This is a genomic window from Shewanella sp. 10N.286.48.B5, from assembly GCF_002874355.2.
GTDB lineage: Bacteria > Pseudomonadota > Gammaproteobacteria > Enterobacterales > Shewanellaceae > Shewanella.
The window spans coordinates 2,896,089-2,918,204 of sequence record NZ_MCVG02000001.1 but is presented as its reverse complement, the minus strand read 5'-3'; the positions used below and the strand labels follow the sequence as shown (position 1 = coordinate 2,918,204).

Genomic DNA, 22,116 nt, shown 5'->3' with positions numbered 1-22,116 from the left:
TGATAATGAGTTTGTAGGGTTTCATTGCAGTTTAAGCAACAAATACTCGTTAATGAGCTAAATTTAATCGCGGTTATTTTTAACTAATAATAGCTATAAAAAAGCACCCAAGTTCTTTATAAAAGGCAAGGGTGCTTGATAAACACTAATTAGTTGCTGGAAGCCGTTACTCCACCACCACCAGAGCCACCACCGAAACCCTGAGCACCAGGCGCTGGAGCTGCTCCAAATGTGCCACCACTGGCAGTGAGTGTCTCCTCAAAGACCTCTGCAACAATTGAAGGGTCTATACCATTTGCAATAGCGATAGCCAATGCATCATCAGCGTTCATTCCTGCAGTTTGTGCAGCACTAAGCACTTCTAATATAGTTGCGGTTTTGCCAAAAGTCGCCTGTAAAGCAAAAGCGAGGATATTGGTTTGTTCTGCAGGTGATGATTGCATTTGAGTGAGCGTGTAATCAGCTAAACTTGTCCCTGAATTAGCAGCTGTCTGAACGCCATTGGTAAAATCTGTTTTAGATACAGCATATGCTCCTGCTGACAACGCCGTTGAAGATATTGCAGCAATTAAAATGAGCGTTAATTTGTTAGGGTACATTTATTCTGCCTCATGGTTTGATGGGGGACAAAAGTCACTGAGTTGTAAAGTACAGCTCCATGAACTATCTAATGTCACTGGTATAAGAGTAGTCAAATTTTGAACAGCATACAAACCGTTGCCTTGAAGACCATCCACATGGATATTGGAAAAAATGCCTATCATGGCTGGTGTTTCCAATTGCGCAGCGATGACTTTTAATCCAATACCATGGCATATTTGGGTAACTGTCTGGACAAAAAAGCGTGTGTCAGCTTGATCTATATCATGTACAAAGCAAGGATCTAATTTAGTAAAATCAACGTTTAAGTTACGAATATAGTGAAATGAGTTTAAGTTTGAGCCAAAGTTTTCAATGACAATATCAATTTTTAATTCTTTAGCTTTATTAATAAATGAGGTTGTAACAGCTGACGAAAGTATCACGCCAGATTCTTTAATTTCATACAAAAGTGGTGGAAGTTTTTTTTGTTGTAGTTGATATAAATTAAATAGCCAATGAGTAAAAGCAGAGCTTTGTATCGCTTGGTTGCTAATATTAATAGCTATGGGTGTTTTTTTTATGTGTGTTAATTTGTAAAAGATGAAACAAGTTATTGCTTGCTCAAGCTCAAGTAATACGCCCAATTTATCGGCCATGGAAAATACATCTAGTGTGGGTAAAGACTCTCCATTAAATTTAAAGCCCACAAAGGATTCAACATACATAATTGATTGTTGGTTATCGACTACCGGTTGTAGCAGTAAATCAAAAAAGTCATCTAAAGGAATACATTTAAGCTCAAAATTATCTTGGTTGCAGTGTTTAAGCTCGTTGATAAAGTATTCAGTAAAGTGAGTTAAAATGTGAGCCCATTCTTCCCGTGTATGGTGGCTATTGTCAGCTTGTGACAGTATTAACTCAGCGTGTTTGTCGCAATATGGGTTAGTGGTTAATTGAGAGTCTAATCGTTTGAGTGTGTCGCTAAAGCTTTCATTGGCACCAATACAAGTCACTGTATATTTTGCAAAACCATCTTCAACGTCGTGTTCTGTTTTGTTAGCCACTAAAATATCGATTAATTGCTTATGGACTAATTTGACAGCATCCTCTGTTAATGGCGATAGAAAAGCAAATTCTGACCCAGAAACTCGATAAAGCTGTATTTCGGTGATTTGATTAAGTTGCTTGCTAATAATATTGGCCCCTAACTTAATATAGGCATCACCGGCGGCATATCCTTGTTTATCGTTGATACTTTTTAGCGATGGCAGGGCTATCAAGCCTAAATAGAACTGATTTTTTTGTGGTGTATTTGTTGATTGAATCGATTCGAAATTTTTTAATAGAGCGCGTCTGTTTGGTAATTCTGTTAAAGAGTCTATGTAGGCATGTTTTGCTAGATTTTCAGCAAGTTGGGTTTGTTCTTTAAAGGCCCGCTGAATATTAGCAATCATCTGATTCATAGCATCGACGACCGCTTTAAGCTCTGTAGTAAAAGGAATAATTGGGTTGGTAATAAAGCGTTTTTTTGACGCTGAATTGGCTTGTTGCTCAATGGTTTTTAGCGGTCTTAGTACTGCTTTTAAAATGAAGTAAGCGATTAATAAGGTAATAATTAATAGAATAAAAGTGGTAGTGAGACTCGTTACTGCATGATGCCATAAGTTATTATAGGAAATACCAACATGGGACTGCACTGATAACTGCCCGGCTAAACGCCAACCATCACTTACCTCACTGGTCATTATGGGAGGTTGTAATGGAAAACTGGCCATAAACCAATTGGGCACAGATAAAGTGGGAAAATCAATCGTTCGCTTAAATTGAACAACTTCATCGATGTCAGTAAATTGAATTAGTTGATAATAACCCGAGTCAAAAATGACATTAGTCATTGTTTCTGCAACAACAAGGTTTTGCTCGTTCATATAAGGCGAAATTGAAAGCCCTAAGCTATGTGCCGCGCCTTGAGCATGAGAAGCAAGTTGTTCATTTAAATAGTCTCTCATGGTCGAGATATTGTTATATAAACCAAAACTGAAACTAAAAACTGTTAAGCAGCTAATAAGTAAAAATACTTGTAATTTTAGCGACATTCCTTTGTTTACCATTCAGCGACTCCAATTCCATTTTCGCATGTTATTCACCATTCTCTATTCTATTAACGAGATCTGTCCAACTTTTAGAGCCAGTACTAACAGGGCGATTTGAACCTAATCCCCGTGCTTTAGTTAACCATAAGCCTTGACTGTTAAATGAGTAAATTGGTTTTAAATCAGTCCGTTGATTTGATTTTTTAATGCTTGTTGTCAAATTATCTAATACTAAGGGCATGGCCTTAGGGTTATCAAAATAAATAAGTACCATGTGTGGTTGGTCAATTAATAACGCTCTAACATACATTAAGCGCATTTTTTCTTCGCTGACTCCCATTGCTTTTAAAGTAAAGTACTTAAAAATTGCAAAGTCTTCGCAATCGCCACCTTTAGTGCCCAATGACTCTATCGGTGTCCCCCAGTAATCATTTTTATTCCAATGTTCGATATCGCTGACAAAATTAATATGTCGATTGGCAAATTGATTAACCAAGTGCAAGCGTTCACTGTCAGAAAACTCAGCTCCCTTTTCAATAATTGATTGCCACTTATGAAAGTCATCGATTCTGTTAAGTCCATATTTTAGTTCAATTTGAGTAAAAAACGCGCCAGAAAAAATATTGTGGTTCATTGTTGAAAAGCAAACAGCAGAAAACACTATTGGTATTAACAGCCAATAGCGTTGCCAATTCAAATCAACACGCAATGAATTAATTTTCTCACCCAACCTATCCATAGAGATGCTAAAACTGTAGCAAAAATGTGCAATAAGGGATCTGTAAATTTCATCATAGCGAAGTTGGCCTTAATGATCGTCAATATAATGACGTATTTAATTAGGTGCCTCATGCAGTGTTCTAAGTTTAAGCTCCGAGATTTCTAGGGACTAAACTATTGCAAAATTGTTACATTGTTTGTTGGTACTTACTAACTTGCTTTGTTTTTGGCACGGATCTTGATTGAATTATGTACAGCTATTTAGGGCGATTTAATGGCCTTATTTTATAATTATTACTTAACACGCTTAATTTTGATTTTTAGTTATTGTATTTAACCGTTTTTTGTTGTTGCTAGCTTTAGTTCCCCTAAGTGGTTGGTGTTTATTAAAGTTAATATTGCACCCAAATACAGCAGCCTCAGGCATAGATGGATGCGTTCTAAGCTCTGAGGATCCACCAAGTGCAAGGGTGACCTATACTAAAGTACTATTCTTGGTTCGCAGTAATAGTACTTAGTTTGATACCGAGGTGAGTAATTAGGCTACTTTAGGTTGATTTTTGAATTGAGGTTATAGGGTTTCAAAAAACTGACAGGGGTTTCATGTATGCTTCAATGTAACATCATTGTTAAGTGGGCTTGATGAAGCCGATTAACTTAGATGGCGTAGACTTTAATGAAGATCAATTTTGATTTTCATACTTTGTACCGAGATTCATGTGAGTGTCTATACTTTCATTTGTTGCTAAGTTTTCTGGTTGGATTTGAAAGTTGAAGCGTCCTAACAACCAATCAAATTTGTAAATTATTAGCTAAATTATTCATAACTTTTATAGCAATCTGGAAGCTAAAATTCAGTGCGGTAGCGTGGATAAAGCCATCTAGAGATATGTGGAATTATAATTTTTTGCTATTGAATCTACCGATAAGATTTACAAAAAAAACATTAACTTATATGTTAAAAAGGGTGTTGTTTTAAATGAAAATAGCAATTGCTGGTACAGGTTATGTTGGCTTATCGAACGCTATGTTACTTGCTCAACACAATGAGGTTGTTGCTGTAGATATTATTGAGTCCAAAATTAACCTCCTCAATGACAAGGTGTCGCCAATTACCGATACTGAAATTGAAGATTTTCTTGCAAATAAATCGTTAAACTTTACAGCGACCTTAGATAAAGTCAGCGCCTACCAAGGTGCTGATTTTGTGATTATAGCCACTCCTACGGATTATGATCCTCAAACAAATTATTTTAATACTTCTTCTGTAGAAATGGTTATTGAACAAGTGACTTCGATTAACCCTAGCGCTGTGATGATCTTAAAATCTACTGTGCCAGTTGGATATACCGAACGGATAAAGGCAAAGTTAAATTGCGATAACATTATTTTCTCACCGGAATTTTTACGTGAGGGAAAAGCACTGTACGACAATCTATATCCTTCAAGAATAATTGTGGGAGAGAAGAGTAAACGCGCTGAAATATTTGCTGAGTTAATGGTTCAAGGGGCATTAAAGCAAGATATCAAAGTCTTGTTTACCGAGTCGACAGAGGCTGAGGCGGTCAAACTATTCTCAAATACGTATTTAGCCTTAAGAGTGGCTTATTTTAATGAGCTAGACACCTATGCAGAATCCCTTGACCTAGATACCAAGCAGATAATCGATGGAGTAGGTTTAGACCCTCGTATTGGCAATCATTATAATAACCCCTCTTTTGGTTATGGCGGCTACTGTTTACCAAAAGATACTAAACAACTGCGAGCTAACTATGCTGATGTGCCAAATAATCTGATAACAGCAATTGTTGACTCTAATACCACTCGAAAAGACTTTATTGCTAATTCTATTCTAAAGCGAAACCCTAACACTGTAGGTATTTATCGATTAATCATGAAGTCAGGATCAGATAACTTCAGGGCCTCAAGTATTCAAGGCGTGATGAAGCGCCTTAAAAGTAAAGGCATAGAAGTGATTATTTATGAACCTGTTATGGAGCAAGATACGTTTTTTAACTCACCAGTGTACCGAGATTTAGCAGCATTTAAAGCTAGTGCGGATGTGATTGTATCTAATCGAATTACAGCCGATTTAAATGATGTATTAGAAAAAGTCTATACCCGAGATTTGTTTGGCAATGACTATTAGTCGCTTTGGAACTTTGTGAATATTTGAAACGAAAGAGCAACTAACCTCGGTACTGTTAAAGGACTAAAAGTGATTCATGCCTGAAATTTCAAATGGGAAAAAATTAGCTAGTTCAATGCTCTATAGCGTAACAGGTCGATACTTAGTGTATTTAGTGCAGTTACTATCAATGATGATACTAGCGCGAATATTTACACCTGAAACTTTTGGTATATTTGCTGTTATTCAAGTATTTGCTGTATTTTTTGCCCTATTAAGCGAGATGGGTTTTGGGCCTGCTTTAATTAATGAATCCAAAATATCAACGCAGATGCGCGATGGTATTTACAGTTTTACTTGGGTTTTGGGTGCTGCGGTTTCTGTAATTTTCTTTATCATATCTCCACTTATTGCTTGGTTTTATGGTGATGACATATATCAATATTTAGTTATTCCGGTTGGCATTAGTATTGTGTTTAACACCTCGGTTATAGTGCCGATGTCTGCACTAAACCGAGAGAAAAAATTTATTACCATAGCGCGATGTGAAGCAATAGCAGAGATCATTTCCGTTGTCTTTTTACTGCTCACTTTAGACTATTTTGAACCTATATGGGCGCTAGCGATAAAGCCTTTGGTCGTCTCAATTTTTCGATATATTTTGATACTGTTTGCCGCTAAGAATACAGAAGAAGGTATTCCGCACTTTGGCCGAGAATTAGGCCATGTTAAAAAAATATTGGCTTTTTCAAAGGATCAAGCCGGCTTTAATTTTTTAAACTACTTTTCAAAAAATTTAGATAATATCTTAGTGGGTAAGTACTTAGGTGCAACAAGCCTAGGGATATACGATAAAGCCTATCGATTGATGAGATACCCACTGTTAATATTAACATTTGCAATGGCGCCGGCAATACAACCTGTTATGAAGGAGCTTAGAGAAAGCCCTCCTGAATTTGAACGGTTACATATAAAGTTTACTAAATATATGTCATTGCTTGGTGCTTTAGTCGGAATATTAATATGTATCTTTGCCGATGAAATCGTGTTCATTTTACTTGGTGATAAATGGGGGGATGTATCTATATTGCTTAGAATTCTTTCTATTTCAATTCCAACTCAAGTAGTTATTAGTTCAAGTGGTGGTTTTTACCAAGCTGCGGGTAGAGCAGATTTATTATTGAAATGCGGCTTTTACCATGCCATCACCAGCGTAAGTGCCATTGTTATCGGGGTATATTTAGGTGGTTTAGAAACGCTTTGTTGGTTAATAGTTATCAGTTTTACAATTAATTTTATTCAATGCTACCTACTAATGAGTAAACATATTTTTCCTTCAGGCCTGTCAAGTGTATTTGGTACGATATCCTACGGGGTTATCAGCAGTGTAATTATTTTAGCTGCAAATTTTGTATTAGCGACTAATTTTTGATTATTAATATTTGGTGTCAGTCAGTGATTTATTTTAATTTTTCTCCGTTTTACTTTACATGTTCAATATGCATTTTATTTGAATGGGTTCTTAATGGTTTATTTAGCACTATTAAAGATAGGTAAAGGGCTTAGCAAATGAGTTATAAATATACAGTCATTATCCCTCACTATAACAATATCAATGGTTTGAATAAATTGTTATCAACAATACCTTCCAAAAACTATGTGGAAGTTATAATTGTAGATGATAATAGTCATTCGAAAGTGACTGACTATATAGATGAGTTTATGGTTAAGCATTATGAAAACTTGACTGTGCTGACTAATGAATCAGGTTATAAAGGTGCTGGCGCGGCAAGAAATATTGGGATAAAGCATGCTAAAGGAGAATTTATCATATTTGCTGATTCCGATGATTATTTTGTAGATAATGCTTTTGATACTATCTGTTCTGGTCTTAAAAAAGATTGTGACATTTGCTACTTTAAACCAACCAGTTTTTGTTTGGTTGAAAAAGAAAAGTCAGACAGGCATGTTCGATATGCTAAATTGATTGATAACTATTTACAGTCTGAATGTGAAGATATCCGCTATAAATTTTATGTCCCCTGGAGCAAGGTGTTTAGACGTAAATTCTTAGTTGAGAATAATGTTCGCTTTGATGAGGTTTTAGCATCTAATGATGTGATGTTCTCTTTAGTGTCAGGGAGTAAAGCGAATAAAATTAGTGTGTTGGATGAAGTTTTTTATTGTGTGACCAGAGGTGTTGGTACCTTAACTGTTAACCGTTCAAAAGAGGTTGTTTTTTCTAGAGTTGAGGTGGCTTTGAGAGAGTCATCCTACATAATAAATGAAAAAATAAATACCGAAAATCATTCAGTTATCTCAGTATTTAATTTGGCAGGAGATAAAATAGATCCCCCTTTGGCTTTGTCGACCTTGTTTGCGTTTTCGAAAGGTCATTTACCTTTTTTTCCCCAGTCATATAAGAATTATATTAAGAATCCAAGATTGATTTTAAACAGGATTTTATCTAAACCCGTTGTAGATTCTTCAAAGAGTAGCAAGTATAAAAAATATTCATTTTATTGCTCATTGTCTATTTTGTTTTTATATGAATGTGAAATGATAATTTTTAGTTGATAGCATTATTTTAATGAACAATATTTATCTTTTAAATGGATTTATAGGAAATTTGTTTTCGTAAGATGCTTTAACATAAGGATTTAATTATGTTGGCTAGTCGAAAGCTTGAAATTGACACGTTACGGGGGTTGGCATGTATATTGTTAGTTAGTTATCACGTAATTGGATCTTCATCTACGCAAGGAATGAGAATAGACTCAGGCGTATTACGTGATATTAATGATGTGTTTATTTATATTCGTATGCCGCTTTTCTCATTTTTATCAGGACTCATATATGGTATGAGACCCTTAAAAAGCAATTTTATTCCTTTTTTAAAAAAGAAAACGGCAAGATTGCTATACCCTATGCTAACGGTTGGAACTTTGTTTGCTTTGTTACAGTTTTATGTGCCAGGGACTAATCGAGAAACGATAAACTTTTGGCTTGTGCATATTATTCCTGTCGGCCATTATTGGTTTTTAGAGGCGATTTTTTTAGTTTTTTGTTTAGTTACTTTGTTTGAGTTTTTTAATCTGCTCAATAGTTATCTAACGTCTGTTTTTATTTTGGTTCTTTCTATCGTTATTTACCTTTTAGGCGTTGATGTTAACTATTTATCTTTAGATGGTTTTTTTTACTTATTACCATTCTTTTTATTTGGCATGATGAACTCAAGGTTCCCCTCTGCTATGCAAAAAATGTCAACTGTTAGTTTAGCGATACTGGTGTCTTACGGGTTATCGTTATACTTTGACTTCGATGACAGAGCATTAAGAATTGGCATTGGATTTAGCTTTTGTTTTACTCTGTTTTTATTGAAAATAAAGATGAAATGGCTTTCGTACATTGGAGTTTATTCTTTTTCTATTTATTTGTTCCATGTGTTCTTTACGGCATCAAGCCGGATTTTTTTAAATTATTTTGATGTATTAAATACGAGTTTAGTTTTTATGGTTGGGCTTACAGCAGGCATCGCAGGCTCTATTGTTATTGATAAACTATTAAGTAGTAATAGTTGGATGACTCATTACGTGTTAGGTAGGTAGTATGTTGGATAAAGACAATGATGTTAACAAGTTGACCGTGGTGATCCCTACTTATGGCAGAGCTGAAAAGATTATAAAATCAATACATTCTTGTCAGCATCCAGATATATCAATTGTGGTGATAGATGATAATGGACTAGATACACCTAACCAGGTTTCAACTAAAGCGCTAATAGATAACGTAGCCCCTGAGTTTAATGGCCGCTTATTATATTATGCTTTAAATGATAATTCAGGCGCTTGTATAGCACGTAATAAAGGGATTGAATTAACCAAAACCTCAATCGTCACTTTTTTAGATGATGACGATATGCTGCTTGTTGAAGCAACCTTAGCTAAACTTCAATTTTTTAATGAGCACAGCGAGTACGATATTTGTTGCAGTGATATGTACTCTAAGTTTAATGGGAAAAAATATCAGTTAGATTTCTGCCACTTCAAGGGAACCACTCCGATTGAATTACTCGAAGATGGTAACTGTTATACTCCTATGGTTATGGGCAGAAAAAAAGCATTGATGCAAATTGGTGGCTTTGATAATTGTAAAAAATACCAAGACCATGTGCTAATCCTTAAAATACATTTAAGCAAGCTAAGTGTGCTGTTTTTTAAGCAGCCAACATTTATCCATGTGGATCATGATGAGTATCGAATTTCAAATACACCGTGTTCTTATCAGACGGTTAAGCTTAGATTTGAATATGAAGAAAAGTTACTCAACAGTCTTAATTTAGACGATGCTGAGTATCAGAGATTGAAAGCGATTATATTATATAGGAAAAAATATCTTTGTTTTTATTATATAGTGATGCCAAGACTCAACTCCTTTAAAAAAAGGTTTATTGGTACCAAAAGATTTTTGTATTCGATAGAGCAAGATGGTAATGCTATTTTTATTAATGGTAAATCATTTTTTTATGCACTGAAAACCGTAACAGGCTTACCTTTCTTGATAAAAAGAATGGCTTATAAAATAAAACATAGTAATTAACAAGGAGTACTTGTGGATAGTCACTTATCATATAGCGATGATGATAGTATTCTAAATGTTAAGTTTTCATTTGTTTTTGCTGTTTTAATATTGTTTTCTATATTTACTCCTTTTTTATCATTTCTTTGTTGTGCTTTTTTGATTGTTTATACTCACAACTATAAATTGGTAAAGCTACTACCTATATCGCTTGTGTTTTTCTTTATTTTAATCAATTTTAATCGGGAGTTTTTCGTAAAGGGTAACGACCTAGAATGGTATTATACTTACTTTACTAATTTTTCAGATTATGAATTAGGTTTTTTTAATGCTTTTGAAGATGATCTGGCTAGCGTGTCATTGAAAGCAAGTGAGCCCCTGTATCATTTCTTTGTTTATATCTCGAGTAAAGCGACCAATGGATATTATCCAGCTTATATTCTCTGGGTACACTGTGTGATTTATCTGATTCCAACCTTTGTGATTATCGAGATCTGTAAGCGCGAAAAAGTAAATGTCTTGATATGTTGCTCTTTGGTTTTGTTTCAAATGTTAGTGTTTTATGATTTTGGTAATGCATATAATTTAATCAGACAACAGGTGGCCAGTTCGTTTCTGGTGCTGACTTTTTATTTTATGTATATAAAAAAGCCATGGTTTTGTTTGTTTTTCTCTATTGTTTCAGTGTTTACTCATAATTCAACGGTTTTGATGGCCGCACTAATATTATTGTTTTGTTTGTACAATATTAACTACATATCATACAAGCTATTACTAACGGCAACGGTGTTGTTATCTATTTTTTATGTTGCTGTATACTTTAACCTTAGTGGTCACTATGAAGATCTCGAAGATAAATCAAGAGGTCTAGTTGTTAAACTGATTGATTTTAGTATTTTTATTTTTAGTGGGATAATTGTATTTTTTTATGACTCAAAATATAGGAATGTTTACCGTTTTTTAGTGGTGTTATTCATTGCTCTGATGTTTTGTCATATTAGTTCTTTTTTACCTCTAAGATTTTTAACCTTTTATGATTCTTTTAAGTGGCTTAACTATTTTATCATCTTTAATTATTTCAGCACTAAGCTCTCATATTACAAAAATGCTAATTTAAGTATTTTTACTTCTTGTTTGATCTTAGGCTTTACCTATTTCAACCTGAAGCTTACTTATACAGCATATATATATAATGGTAGTTTTCTAGATTTTGTTATTGATTCACCCATTTATTATTTAGGTATTGATTTATGAAAGTGTTACTTATAACTACTTGCGTTTATAATGAAACTAACTACTCAGACTTTAAACGCCTAGTTAATAGCTTGCACTCGCAAAGTAGTGAGGCCGTCTTCTTTCATGCTGTTTTATTTCAAAACTACACTCAGACTGAAATGATTCAACCCGCTAATAATGATAATTATTGTGCCGAACACTTTTACATTAAAGATATCATTTCACTATCTAAAGCAAGAAATTTTATTATCGAGAGAGTTTTCGATCTTCTTAGTGATTATGATTACATTTCCTTTCCCGATGATGATTGCTGGTATCCTACGAGTTTTTGGCTCAATTTTGAAGGGTTAGTAAGTACCAATGATTGCGACCTTTTTTATACCAAGTTTTGTTCCAGCCCGATAGATGCTGTTGGTGGTATTGAAAAGCATTCTGCTTATAAATTGGTTCAAAACGCGTCTTCAAACACCACTATTTATAAAAGTCAGATTGTCGCTGAATTGAGATGTTTTAATGAGAGTTTCGGTGTTGGCAGTGAAAATAATGGTGGTGAAGATACTGATTTTGCCATTAGAGCAATGTTGTTATCTAAATATATATGGTTTAGCAACTCAAACCTAATTGGCCATCGCGATCCCATTGCTGAGTTCAGATATCGATACTTCAAAGGCTCTTTCGGCGTGTTAAAGAATCATTGCTTTAGCTCACTTGCATTGATGCTGATTACAGCAAGAAAAACCTGTGTAGGGTTAGTCTTTCTTTTTTCTAACAAAATTAAAGTTACTGACTTTTTCATAAGGTGAATAAAATGGATTTTACAAAAAAGAATAATTTTTTGGGTGTGAATTTTAATGACTTTACAGCCGATAATCTGGTTCATCATATTGTTAATTATAATGGTGAATATTCAATGCTAGTTACGCCTAATGTAGACCATGTCATCAGGTACAACTCTGATTCAAGCTTTAAAACTATATATGATAAAGCTGATATTACTGTCAATGATAGCCGAATTTTAAATCTCTTATCTAAGCTGGCTAGGGTTGATATCGGAGATGTTATTCCAGGTAGTGATTTAACCAAACGAATCATAGAGACTTTGCCAGAAAAAGATTTTGATATAACAGTTATTGGTTGCTCAGATGAAACTATATCCTTTGTAAAAGCTAAATATAAGTTACGCTCAGTTAATCATTATAATCCTCCGATGGGGTTTATTGATGATGATATTGAAGTAGGTAAGTGTGTTGATTTTGTATTAGCCAATCCTGCTAAATTAATATTTCTTTGCGTGGGCTCACCAAGACAGGAAATTCTATGCCAAAAACTTAAACAGGCAGGTGCTTCAGGTCTGGCTTTGTGTGTTGGTGCTTCCTTTTTATTTTTAAGTGGTGAGGAAAAAAGAGCGCCTGTGATATTTCAAAAACTATCACTAGAATGGTTTTTTAGATTAATGCAATCACCAAGAAGGTTATTTGGTCGGTATGTTATTAATGGCGTTAAAATTTTTCCGATATTCATAAAGTACATTCATCAAAAGCATTAATTAATCCTTATTAAAGTGATTGGTAACGCTCATCGCTCCTTTTTTAACGTTAAATTCCCTATTGGTCACTGTAAAAATAATTTTTATCGAGGTTGAATATGATTTTACCCGTAATTATGGCAGGTGGTTCAGGCTCTCGTTTGTGGCCATTGTCTCGCCAGCAATTTCCTAAGCAGTTTCTTACTTTGTTAGATAATCATTCAATGTTGCAAACAACAGCGAACCGACTAGATGGAATTATTCATTCAGCGCCCTTAGTTATTTGTAATGAAGAACATCGTTTTTCTGTTGCTGAGCAGTTTCGTTTAGGCAATATAGATAACAGCGGAATTATATTAGAACCCGAAGGGCGAAATACCGCCCCCGCAATTGCACTTGCTGCTATGTATGCGGTTCGCAATGGGCAAGACCCTTTATTATTAGTGCTAGCCGCAGATCATGTCATTAAGAATGAGACCGCATTTTGTGAGGCTGTCACCAAAGCGGTAACCCTAGCAGAACATAACCAATTAGTGACGTTTGGCATTGTGCCGACAGCGCCAGAAACAGGTTACGGCTATATTCAACGGGGTGAGTTACTCGCTGATGAGCTTGGGTTTGAGGTTTCTCAGTTTGTTGAGAAGCCGAATTTAGCAACTGCGAAAGATTATATTGCCACTGGGCATTATTATTGGAATAGCGGCATGTTTTTGTTTAAAGCCAGTGTTTATTTACAAGAACTTAAATTATATAGCCCTGATATTTTTGCCGCTTGTGAAGCCGCAATGGTCAACACTACTCATGATGTAGACTTTATTCGTGTCGATGAAGCGGCTTTTATTACAAGTCCCGAAGACTCAATTGATTATGCTGTTATGGAAAAGACCAAGCATGCAGTGGTTGTGCCTATGGATTGCGGTTGGAGCGATGTCGGCAGCTGGTCTGCATTATGGGAGGTTGAAGATAAAGATCCCCATGGAAACGTCTTTAAAGGCGATGTTATTGGTATAGATACCAACAATAGTTATGTTAATGCCACTGAAAAACTGGTGGCAACTATCGGCTTAGATGATGTGGTTATTGTTGAAACTAAGGATGCGATTTTAGTTTCAAAACAAGCTGATGTTCAACAAGTTAAACATATTGTAGAACAACTGAAAACTCATGAACGCAGCGAGTGGCAACACCACCGCGAAGTTTATCGCCCTTGGGGGAAATATGACTCCATCGATAATGGTGATCGTTTTCAAGTCAAGCGAATTACTGTCAAGCCTGGGGCAAAGTTATCAGTGCAAATGCACTATCACCGAGCAGAGCATTGGATTGTGGTATCGGGAACTGCGAAAGTAACCAATGGCGATCAAGACATTTTATTAACTGAGAATCAATCTACTTATATCCCTGTTGGTGTTATCCATGCCTTAGAAAACCCAGGTAAAGTGCCTCTAGAATTAATTGAAGTGCAATCGGGATCCTATCTCAGCGAGGACGATATTGTACGCTTTGAAGACAGATATGGCCGTGTAGCAACAAAAGGCGTATCAAATGCTTAATTCAAAACAAGTGATAGCTTCAAGTCATATCGGTTTTGGAACCAGCGGTGCCAGAGGTTTGGTATGTGATTTCACTGTTGATGTCTGCGCAGCTTTCACAGTGTCTTTTTTAAACACCATGCAAGACTCTTTTAATGTTCACACAATCGCAATAGCGATAGATAATCGTCCAAGCAGTTTTACGATGGCACAAGCCTGTGCTGCAGCTCTAGAGCTGTGTGATGTAAAGGTTGTTTATTATGGTGTTATCCCAACGCCAGCATTAGCCTGTATTTCGATGAGCCAAGAGGTTCCTTGTATCATGGTGACAGGAAGCCACATTCCCTTTGACCGAAATGGATTAAAGTTTTATCGGCCTGATGGTGAGATTACTAAAGCCGATGAAATAGCGATTTTAAATAGTGAATATTATTATCCTTGCGTAGAGCAACTACCCTTGCTTACCGTGGATAATGCTGCTGAAAATCATTACATAGATCGTTATGTGAGTTTATTTGATTCGCCATGGTTAACTGGTAAGCGCATTGGCATTTATCAACATTCAAGTGCTGGGCGCGATTTATATCCACTCATTTTTGAAAAGCTGGGTGCCGAGGTTATATCCATTGGTCGCAGTGATACCTTTGTGCCTATTGATACTGAAGCAGTTAGTGAAGCAGATTGTCAAAAAGCGATCGAGTGGACGCACGAGTATCAGCTTGATGCGTTATTTTCCACTGATGGTGATGGTGACAGACCATTGCTCGCTGATGAGCAAGGTAACTGGCTGCGTGGTGACATTCTGGGGTTACTTTCCGCCAAGGCGTTAGATATCGATGGATTAGTTGTACCCGTTAGCTGTAATACCGCCATAGAACTAAGCCACTATTTTGATCTAGTCGTAAGAACTAAAATTGGCTCCCCCCATGTGATAGCCGCGTTTTCTGAGGTAGAAAGGCAAAGTAGTCGTATTGCTGGATTTGAAGCTAATGGGGGCTTCTTGCTGGAGTCTACTATCGAGGTTAATGGACATAGTTTGACTGCACTACCTACTCGCGATGCTGTATTGCCTGTTTTGATGGTACTTCATAGTGCTTTGAGTAAGACTGATTCTAACTCTATTGCAGGATTAGTAGCACAATTACCCCAACGCTTTACCCATAGCGACCGTTTGACAGATTTTAATACTGAACGCAGTAAACAAATTGTTAAATTAGGTTTACAGCAGCCAGAGTATTTACTTGAGCAATTAAACCTATCTAAAAATAAATTATTAGAAGTTAATTCTACAGATGGACTACGCTTAAGTTTTACTAATGGCAATATTGTTCATTTACGACCATCGGGTAATGCTCCGGAATTTAGATGTTACGCCGAAAGTGATTCTATATCCAAAGCTAAACAATTAGTTGAACATACTTTGTATCAGTTATTGAACATCAATTTAAATGCATCGTTAGTTAATTAGGTGAGCTAAATGGAAAGTCCATCAACACTTCAATTTGTCGGTACCCGTTCTAGTTTCTTATTGCGTATCTTTGATATTGCCATTATTGCCGCCGCATTAATGATCATGATGCATAGCTATAATATTACTTTCAATAAGGACTACTTATTAGTGCTGATTGGGGTGCTGTTTTTTTATAGCTATATAGGGGAATCTTTAGGGTTATACCGTTCTTGGCGCTTGGGGCGGTTTTCTACCATGTGCAGAATTATGTGTTTAAATGTAACTCTCGCCTTTTTACTCATGACATTATTATTATTCTTATTTAAATACAGTGAAGTTTATTCTCGGGTAACAGTGGGAGGATGGTATGTCTTAACACTTATATCTTTAGTGAGTTGGCGACTGTGTGTGCGTGAGTTTAAACGTTTTCGTCGTAAAAAAGGTTATAGCGTCCAAAAAGTAGCCATTGTAGGTTTAACTGAGGCGGGGCAACGCTTATATACTCAAATACAGAAACATGATGAGTTAGGTTTCGAGTGTGTGGGTTTTTATGATGATAGAGACCCAAATCGTATCGAAAATTTAGATTTGTCATGTTTAAAAGGCACGGTGAATGATGCGGTTGATGTTGCTCGCCGAGGGGATATTCAAAAGTTATATGTTTGCTTACCTATGATTGCGGAGCAGCGAACTGCCGATATTATTTTAGCGCTAGGCGACAGCACAGTTGATGTGCTCATTACCCCTGATTTTTTATTGAAAAACTTAATGCATGCACGCATAGGCAGTGTTGGCGAGGTTGATACCTTAAGTGTATTTGAGTCACCCGTTAACGGGATGATGCGCTTTTATAAACGTAGTTTTGACCTTGCTTTTAGCGTTATGGCATTAATTGTTTTAAGTCCTGTCTTATTGGTTATTGCTTTCGCGGTTAAATTAAACTCCCAAGGTCCTATTATTTTTAAGCAAGATAGATATGGACTTGATGGGCGAAAAATTAAAGTGTGGAAATTTCGCTCAATGACAGTGACTGAAAACAGTAATGTGGTTATTCAAGCGAAGAAAGGAGATGCACGAATAACCAATGTTGGCGCATTTTTACGTAAAACCTCGCTAGATGAATTACCACAATTTTTTAATGTACTCATGGGGGATATGTCGGTGGTTGGCCCAAGACCACATGCGATTGCCCATAATGAAGAATATAGACATTTAGTTTCCTATTACATGCTTCGGCACAAGGTATTACCTGGTATTACGGGGTGGGCCCAGATAAATGGCTGGCGTGGTGAAACCGATACACTTGATAAAATGGAAAAAAGAATCGAATTTGATTTGGCTTATATAAGAAATTGGTCTATTTGGTTAGATGTAAAAATAGTCTTTATGACATGCATCAAAGGTTTTTTTGGTAAACATGTTTATTAAAATCACACAAAGGAATAGGTGATAACAATGAAAACAAAGCTTAGTATATTTACTGTATTACTCGTCTCTGCTGCAGGAATGTCAAATGTCTTAGCAGAAGAAAAAGCCGGTATGATAACAACAGAATCAGGTGTTGATTTTATTCCTGCTCTTAATGCAGGGATAAAATATGATGACAATATAGCGAGTAGTAGAACGGATGAAGAAGACAGTTGGATATTAACTGTCGCCCCCGCGGTTAAGGCACAGATGTTAGATGGAAATAATATTTACTCTTTTGATGCAGGTATTGAATATGGTGATTATTTCGAGAGTAATGATGATAACTATCTTGATGCCTTATTAAGAGCCCGTGCAGAAGTTGAATTAAACCAAGCGAATCGTTTTAATCTTATGGCGTTATATTCTTATAATCATGAAGCTCGTGGTACTGGTATTTTAGATTTCGGCTTTGATTTAGGCTTACAACAAGAACCTGCTACTTATAATTTATACCAAGGTGGTGGTTATTATGAGTATGGTGCCAAATCAACCCCTGCAAGAGTCAGAGTTAATGGTTTATATGAAGCAAAGGAATATACTAACTTTGATGATATAAATTATTTCACTGATATCGCCAAATATCGTAATAAAGATAATATAAAGTTAGGTGCCACTGTTTATTATGATACCCGTGCCACAACGAGTATTTTTCTGGATTATCAAAATATTCAAACCGCTTATGATGTTATCGACCCTTCTGGGGATCGAGATAGTGATACTCAAAATTTAAAGTTAGGTGTTGAATGGGAAGCGACCAGTACAACAGAAGGCAGCATTAAAGTCGGTTATCAGAAAAAAACCTTTGATAATCAAGAACGAGAAGATTTTAGTGGTGTGGCTTGGGATGCCAAATTAACCTGGAAACCACTGACTTACAGCCAGTTTGATTTCTCTACTGGTAGTGGCAGTAAAGACCCTGATACCTTTGGTGATTATGTGCGCGAAACAACTTACGGGGTTAAATGGAACCATGATTGGAGCGACTTGTTTGGTACCACTCTCGGGTACGATCGAATACAAGACGATTACACAGGCTTTGAGCGTGAAGATACCACCAATGTTTATCGCGTTTCGTTCAATTTTGAAGTGTTGCGCTGGATGACCCTAAAAGCAGGTGTTGATATTTCAGACAAAACGTCAATACAAGAGCGCTTTGATTACAATCGTAATATCTACTTTATTACTGCGGAAATGACCTTGTAATTATAGGTGCAATCATGAGATTTTTATTTTTAACGTTAGTATTACTCCTGAGTTGTTTATCGTCAGTTTCTGCTGTTGCGGCTACTGATGATAGTTACCTGTTAGGTGCCGGCGATACCATTATTATCCAAGTTTATGGCGAAGAAGCATTAACTCTGGAAACCCAACTCACAAATAGTGGCACCATTAATTTTCCTTTTTTAGGCGCAATAAAGCTCAATGGTTTGACGATAAAGCAAGTAGAGCAAATTGTTTATAAAGGTTTAAAAGGGGATTATTTTGTTGAGCCAAGTGTGTACGTTGGAATGGTGGAATATCGACCTTTTTATATTCATGGCGAAGTCAAAAAACCTGGCGGCTACCCTTATCAGCCAGGTATGACTGTAAACCAAGCTATCGCACTCGCTGGTGGTCTTACAGAAAGGGCATCGGAAGATAAAATTAATATCTCTCGAGAAGGGTCTAAAGTCGACTCTAAGCGCGGCAGCATCAACAGTAAGATTTTTGCTGGTGATACTATTACCATTGAACAGAGGTTCTTTTAAATGACTCAGCAGGAAAGGCGAGCCAACCCATTGCCTCAAATTCAAATGGATCAGTTAATTGATTTTAAAAAACTAATAAAACCCATCATGCGTTATAAATGGCGTATTTTAACTTTTGCATTGTTGGTCACTTCTCTGGTTATTTTTGTTGTGTTGAAAATGACACCTATTTACAGTGCTACATCGACTTTGCTAATCGAATCTGAACAAGCCAACGCAATTAAAATTGATGAAGTTTATGGTATTAATTCAGGGCAGCAAGAATATTACTTAACTCAATTTGAAATTATAAAATCTCGCTCAATTGCAGAGCGAGTATTTAACGAATTAGATTTAATAAATCACCCTGCATTTGTCTCAGAACCAAGTTTGCTTAGTCAACTAGCCTATTTACTCGATTTTATTCCAAAAGAATATATTCCCGAAGAGTACCTACCTGATGACTTATTGCCTGAAGGGAGTGCTACAGAAAATGTTGACCAAGAAATTGTTAAGCAACAATTAATCGATACCTTTGCCGAAGATATCAGTATTTCACCGGTTAGAAAAACGCAATTGGTCCATATTCGTTATGAAAGCTCAGATCCCGCCTTGGCCGCATTAGTGGCTAATGTGGTGGGAGATACCTATATTTTAAGTCAATTGGAAGCAAAGGTTGGCATGACACAAAAGGCCAATACTTGGTTAGGTGGAAGGCTAGAAGAGCTAAGATTAAAGCTAGATGAATCTGAAACACGCTTAGAATCTTTTAAGCGGGTAAATGGTCTGGTCGATGTTGAAGGGGTCACCGCATTAGATGCTAAAGAATTAGAACGCTTAAGTGATGAAATCGCGATGGCACGCTCACGCAAAGCGCAGGCAGAGAGTTTTATTACCGTGGTTAGGCGCTACGGTGCGACTGATATCAGCCGTTTAGAAAGCTTACCTGAAGTAACCTCCCATCCCTCGATTCAAAATGTTAAGCGTGAAGTGGTGATTGTTGAAAGAAAAGTTTCTGAGCTTGAGCAAATTTATGGGCCAAAGCATCCAAAAATGATCGCGGCAAAAGCTGAGCTTAAATCAGTACAGAGTAATTTACATAGCCAAATAGCAAGATTAGTGAGAGGTATTGAAGAAGAAGCGCAAACAGCAGGACGTAAGCTGAAGGGGTTAGAAGCGCAGTTTAATAAATCAAAAGGCTCTTTTCAAAACCTGAGCACTATAGATACTGATTTCCGTCGCATGCTGCGTGAAGTTGATACTAATCAACAATTGTTTGATAGCTTTCTTGCTCGTCAAAAAGAAACCGAAGTGACCGGCAGTTTTGACTCGCCTATCGCCCGCTTTACTGACAGAGCGATTGTGCCAATCTATCCTACTAAACCCAATAAAAAGCTGATTGTAATATTGACCTTTTTTGCCAGCTTAGGCTTTGGGGTGGTCATGGTGTTAGTGCTTGATGGATTAAATGACACCATCAAAAATAGCGATGATGTAGAAAAAATATTATCGCAACGGGCACTTGGTTATATACCTAAAGCCAAGAAAAGAGCCAGCTATAAAGAGATTAATTTCGCCTTTTATGACAGTAACCAGCCTTTACATGCTGAAGCTGTTCGCACCATAAGAACATCGATGTCATTAATGGCCATGGGCAGTGACTTCTCTACCATTGAAGTGACATCATCGACGCCTAACGAAGGGAAAACCAGCACTTCAATGAACTTAGGCTTTGCTTTTTCTACGATGGAAAAAGTATTGATAATTGATGCGGACTTACGTAAATCCAGTATGGGCGAGCGTTTTGGTTTACCCTCTTATCAGCCAGGGCTTGCTAATATATTATCAGGTACAGAAAGCTTGCCTCATTGTATCGTTGCTGATGTTAAACCTAATGTCGACTTTATGCCTGCAGGAGCGGTGCCGCTTAACCCTCAAGAGTTACTTTCTTCGAGCCAGTTTCCGAAGTTATTAACCTTGCTGAAAACTCAGTATAGTAAAATCATTATCGATACCCCGCCAATACATGCCGTCAGTGACGCATTGATTATTACTTCGTTATGTGATGCAACGGTATTAGTGGTAAAAGCCGATCATACCCGTAATGAAGTGATTAAATTAAGCTTAGCAAAATTAAATCAAGCGAGAAGTAAAGTCTTTGGTGTCGTTCTAAACCAGTTTAATACGAAAGATGCACAGCATTACCAAGGTGACTATGGCTACTATAAAGCTTACGGCGCAGATCAGACTCCTAAAGATAAACCTGTGCAGTTTGCAGATTATGCCGCCAAAGATAAGCCTAAGCCGTTTTCTGACTTGGACAATATAAAAGTATGATTGATTTACATTGCCATGTATTAGCCAATATCGACGATGGAGCTAAATCCGTTGATGAAGCACTGAGTTTAATGGCTTTAGCACAGGAGCAAGGGGTAACCCGCATGGTGGCAACCCCGCATATCCATCTAGGCATATATGACAATGATATCAACTCAATATCTGCAGCTTATAAGGCGCTTTCACAAGCCCTAGTTAGCTCTAACATTGCTATTGAATTGCGCGCGGCAGCGGAAGTGCGGATTTCACCAGAAATCGTCTTGTTTGTTGAGCAACATAAATTGCCTTTTATTGGTCATTATCAGCAAAAAGATGTCCTACTATTAGAGTTACCCAGTAGCCATATCCCAGCGGGAACAGATAGGTTAATTAGCTGGTTATTGAGTAAAAATGTATTACCGATGATTGCTCACCCTGAACGTAATAGAGAGCTGCAAAACCACCCCCATAGAATTAAGCCCTTTGTCCAAGCTGGCTGTTTATTTCAGTTAACAGCAGCGTCGCTAATTGGCGATTTTGGCTCGGCGCCGCAGCAATTGAGTGAGCAATTTTTAAAAGAGCGTTTTTATTCCATCATCGCTTCAGATTGCCATTCCTTAAAACGTCGCCCACCTAAAATTGCCCAAGCAAAGCAATTGGTTAGTAGCTTAGTTGATGAAGAGTACGCTTTTGCATTAACGACAGAGATGCCCAGAACTATTTCTAATTCGCTATTTCAATAATCATAAGGTGATGACA

General features: G+C 36.7%; 18 protein-coding genes. 15 read left to right on the top strand and 3 right to left on the bottom strand.

The features are described from left to right. Positions 1-149: 149 nt before the first annotated feature. From BCU57_RS12575 to BCU57_RS12565, 3 genes are read right to left on the bottom strand one after another with little or no spacing between them, the layout of a single operon-like run. Positions 150-599 carry a hypothetical protein gene (locus BCU57_RS12575; protein WP_102439100.1) on the bottom strand — a complete coding sequence of 150 codons (450 nt, stop codon included), beginning with the start codon at positions 597-599 and terminating at the stop codon, positions 150-152. Continuing rightward, positions 600-2,693 carry a LapD/MoxY N-terminal periplasmic domain-containing protein gene (locus tag BCU57_RS12570; RefSeq protein WP_102439098.1) on the bottom strand — a complete coding sequence of 698 codons (2,094 nt, stop codon included), beginning with the start codon at positions 2,691-2,693 and terminating at the stop codon, positions 600-602. 28 nt (positions 2,694-2,721) lie between these two features. Next, entirely contained in the window at positions 2,722-3,414 is a 693-nt protein-coding gene (locus tag BCU57_RS12565) for a transglutaminase-like cysteine peptidase (protein WP_102439096.1), read from the bottom strand. Positions 3,415-4,374: 960 nt separating this feature from the next. On the opposite strand from BCU57_RS12565, the gene BCU57_RS12560 reads away from it, so the two are divergent. The 15 genes from BCU57_RS12560 (at position 4,375) to BCU57_RS12490 (ending at position 22,100) form a co-directional block, all read left to right on the top strand. Next, positions 4,375-5,544, top strand: a complete 1,170-nt coding sequence (locus BCU57_RS12560; protein WP_102439094.1) for a nucleotide sugar dehydrogenase — start codon at positions 4,375-4,377, stop codon at positions 5,542-5,544. A gap of 76 nt (positions 5,545-5,620) precedes the next feature. Continuing rightward, positions 5,621-6,955 (top strand): lipopolysaccharide biosynthesis protein, encoded by a 1,335-nt coding sequence (locus tag BCU57_RS12555; protein WP_102439092.1) that lies wholly within the window; start codon positions 5,621-5,623, stop codon positions 6,953-6,955. A 137-nt stretch (positions 6,956-7,092) separates the two neighbouring features. Beyond that, entirely contained in the window at positions 7,093-8,100 is a 1,008-nt protein-coding gene (locus BCU57_RS12550; RefSeq protein WP_102439090.1) for a glycosyltransferase family 2 protein, read from the top strand. Positions 8,101-8,189: 89 nt separating this feature from the next. Further along, positions 8,190-9,131, top strand: coding sequence for an acyltransferase family protein (locus BCU57_RS12545; protein ID WP_102439088.1), 942 nt, complete (start codon positions 8,190-8,192; stop codon positions 9,129-9,131). Between the two features lies 1 nt (position 9,132). Further along, positions 9,133-10,122, top strand: coding sequence for a glycosyltransferase family 2 protein (locus BCU57_RS12540; RefSeq protein ID WP_102439086.1), 990 nt, complete (start codon positions 9,133-9,135; stop codon positions 10,120-10,122). Positions 10,123-10,134: 12 nt separating this feature from the next. Beyond that, positions 10,135-11,355: an EpsG family protein gene (locus BCU57_RS12535; RefSeq protein WP_102439084.1), complete on the top strand. Its 1,221-nt coding sequence runs from the start codon at positions 10,135-10,137 to the stop codon at positions 11,353-11,355. Continuing rightward, positions 11,352-12,140, top strand: a complete 789-nt coding sequence (locus tag BCU57_RS12530; RefSeq protein WP_102439082.1) for a glycosyltransferase family A protein — start codon at positions 11,352-11,354, stop codon at positions 12,138-12,140. Before BCU57_RS12535 ends, BCU57_RS12530 begins: the two co-directional genes overlap by 4 nt. Positions 12,141-12,145: 5 nt before the next feature. Then, entirely contained in the window at positions 12,146-12,883 is a 738-nt protein-coding gene (locus BCU57_RS12525) for a WecB/TagA/CpsF family glycosyltransferase (RefSeq protein ID WP_102439080.1), read from the top strand. Between the two features lie 98 nt (positions 12,884-12,981). Next, positions 12,982-14,415 carry a mannose-1-phosphate guanylyltransferase/mannose-6-phosphate isomerase gene (locus tag BCU57_RS12520; RefSeq protein WP_102439078.1) on the top strand — a complete coding sequence of 478 codons (1,434 nt, stop codon included), beginning with the start codon at positions 12,982-12,984 and terminating at the stop codon, positions 14,413-14,415. Beyond that, entirely contained in the window at positions 14,408-15,862 is a 1,455-nt protein-coding gene (locus BCU57_RS12515; protein WP_102439076.1) for a phosphomannomutase, read from the top strand. Before BCU57_RS12520 ends, BCU57_RS12515 begins: the two co-directional genes overlap by 8 nt. 9 nt (positions 15,863-15,871) lie before the next feature. Further along, entirely contained in the window at positions 15,872-17,272 is a 1,401-nt protein-coding gene (locus BCU57_RS12510; RefSeq protein WP_102439074.1) for an undecaprenyl-phosphate glucose phosphotransferase, read from the top strand. A 27-nt stretch (positions 17,273-17,299) separates the two neighbouring features. Then, on the top strand, positions 17,300-18,517 hold the full coding sequence (locus tag BCU57_RS12505; RefSeq protein ID WP_102439072.1) for an outer membrane beta-barrel protein: 1,218 nt from the start codon (positions 17,300-17,302) through the stop codon (positions 18,515-18,517). Positions 18,518-18,531: 14 nt separating this feature from the next. Further along, the gene (locus tag BCU57_RS12500) at positions 18,532-19,062 is read left to right on the top strand and encodes a polysaccharide biosynthesis/export family protein (protein ID WP_102439069.1); all 531 of its coding nucleotides are present in this window, start codon (positions 18,532-18,534) and stop codon (positions 19,060-19,062) included. Further along, complete coding sequence (locus BCU57_RS12495; RefSeq protein ID WP_102439067.1) at positions 19,063-21,378, top strand: GumC family protein; 2,316 nt, start codon at positions 19,063-19,065, stop codon at positions 21,376-21,378. Continuing rightward, the gene (locus BCU57_RS12490) at positions 21,375-22,100 is read left to right on the top strand and encodes a tyrosine-protein phosphatase (protein WP_102439065.1); all 726 of its coding nucleotides are present in this window, start codon (positions 21,375-21,377) and stop codon (positions 22,098-22,100) included. Before BCU57_RS12495 ends, BCU57_RS12490 begins: the two co-directional genes overlap by 4 nt. The last annotated feature ends 16 nt before the right edge of the window (positions 22,101-22,116 follow it).

What these genes read in the sequence shown, in the direction of transcription:
- BCU57_RS12575 (WP_102439100.1), bottom strand. Translation starts at nt 599, where the DNA reads ATGTACCCTAACAAATTAACGCTCATTTTAATTGCTGCAATATCTTCA.
- BCU57_RS12570 (WP_102439098.1), bottom strand. Translation starts at nt 2,693, where the DNA reads ATGGTAAACAAAGGAATGTCGCTAAAATTACAAGTATTTTTACTTATT.
- BCU57_RS12565 (WP_102439096.1), bottom strand. Translation starts at nt 3,414, where the DNA reads ATGGATAGGTTGGGTGAGAAAATTAATTCATTGCGTGTTGATTTGAAT.
- BCU57_RS12560 (WP_102439094.1), top strand. Translation starts at nt 4,375, where the DNA reads ATGAAAATAGCAATTGCTGGTACAGGTTATGTTGGCTTATCGAACGCT.
- BCU57_RS12555 (WP_102439092.1), top strand. Translation starts at nt 5,621, where the DNA reads ATGCCTGAAATTTCAAATGGGAAAAAATTAGCTAGTTCAATGCTCTAT.
- BCU57_RS12550 (WP_102439090.1), top strand. Translation starts at nt 7,093, where the DNA reads ATGAGTTATAAATATACAGTCATTATCCCTCACTATAACAATATCAAT.
- BCU57_RS12545 (WP_102439088.1), top strand. Translation starts at nt 8,190, where the DNA reads ATGTTGGCTAGTCGAAAGCTTGAAATTGACACGTTACGGGGGTTGGCA.
- BCU57_RS12540 (WP_102439086.1), top strand. Translation starts at nt 9,133, where the DNA reads ATGTTGGATAAAGACAATGATGTTAACAAGTTGACCGTGGTGATCCCT.
- BCU57_RS12530 (WP_102439082.1), top strand. Translation starts at nt 11,352, where the DNA reads ATGAAAGTGTTACTTATAACTACTTGCGTTTATAATGAAACTAACTAC.
- BCU57_RS12525 (WP_102439080.1), top strand. Translation starts at nt 12,146, where the DNA reads ATGGATTTTACAAAAAAGAATAATTTTTTGGGTGTGAATTTTAATGAC.
- BCU57_RS12520 (WP_102439078.1), top strand. Translation starts at nt 12,982, where the DNA reads ATGATTTTACCCGTAATTATGGCAGGTGGTTCAGGCTCTCGTTTGTGG.
- BCU57_RS12515 (WP_102439076.1), top strand. Translation starts at nt 14,408, where the DNA reads ATGCTTAATTCAAAACAAGTGATAGCTTCAAGTCATATCGGTTTTGGA.
- BCU57_RS12510 (WP_102439074.1), top strand. Translation starts at nt 15,872, where the DNA reads ATGGAAAGTCCATCAACACTTCAATTTGTCGGTACCCGTTCTAGTTTC.
- BCU57_RS12505 (WP_102439072.1), top strand. Translation starts at nt 17,300, where the DNA reads ATGAAAACAAAGCTTAGTATATTTACTGTATTACTCGTCTCTGCTGCA.
- BCU57_RS12500 (WP_102439069.1), top strand. Translation starts at nt 18,532, where the DNA reads ATGAGATTTTTATTTTTAACGTTAGTATTACTCCTGAGTTGTTTATCG.
- BCU57_RS12495 (WP_102439067.1), top strand. Translation starts at nt 19,063, where the DNA reads ATGACTCAGCAGGAAAGGCGAGCCAACCCATTGCCTCAAATTCAAATG.
- BCU57_RS12490 (WP_102439065.1), top strand. Translation starts at nt 21,375, where the DNA reads ATGATTGATTTACATTGCCATGTATTAGCCAATATCGACGATGGAGCT.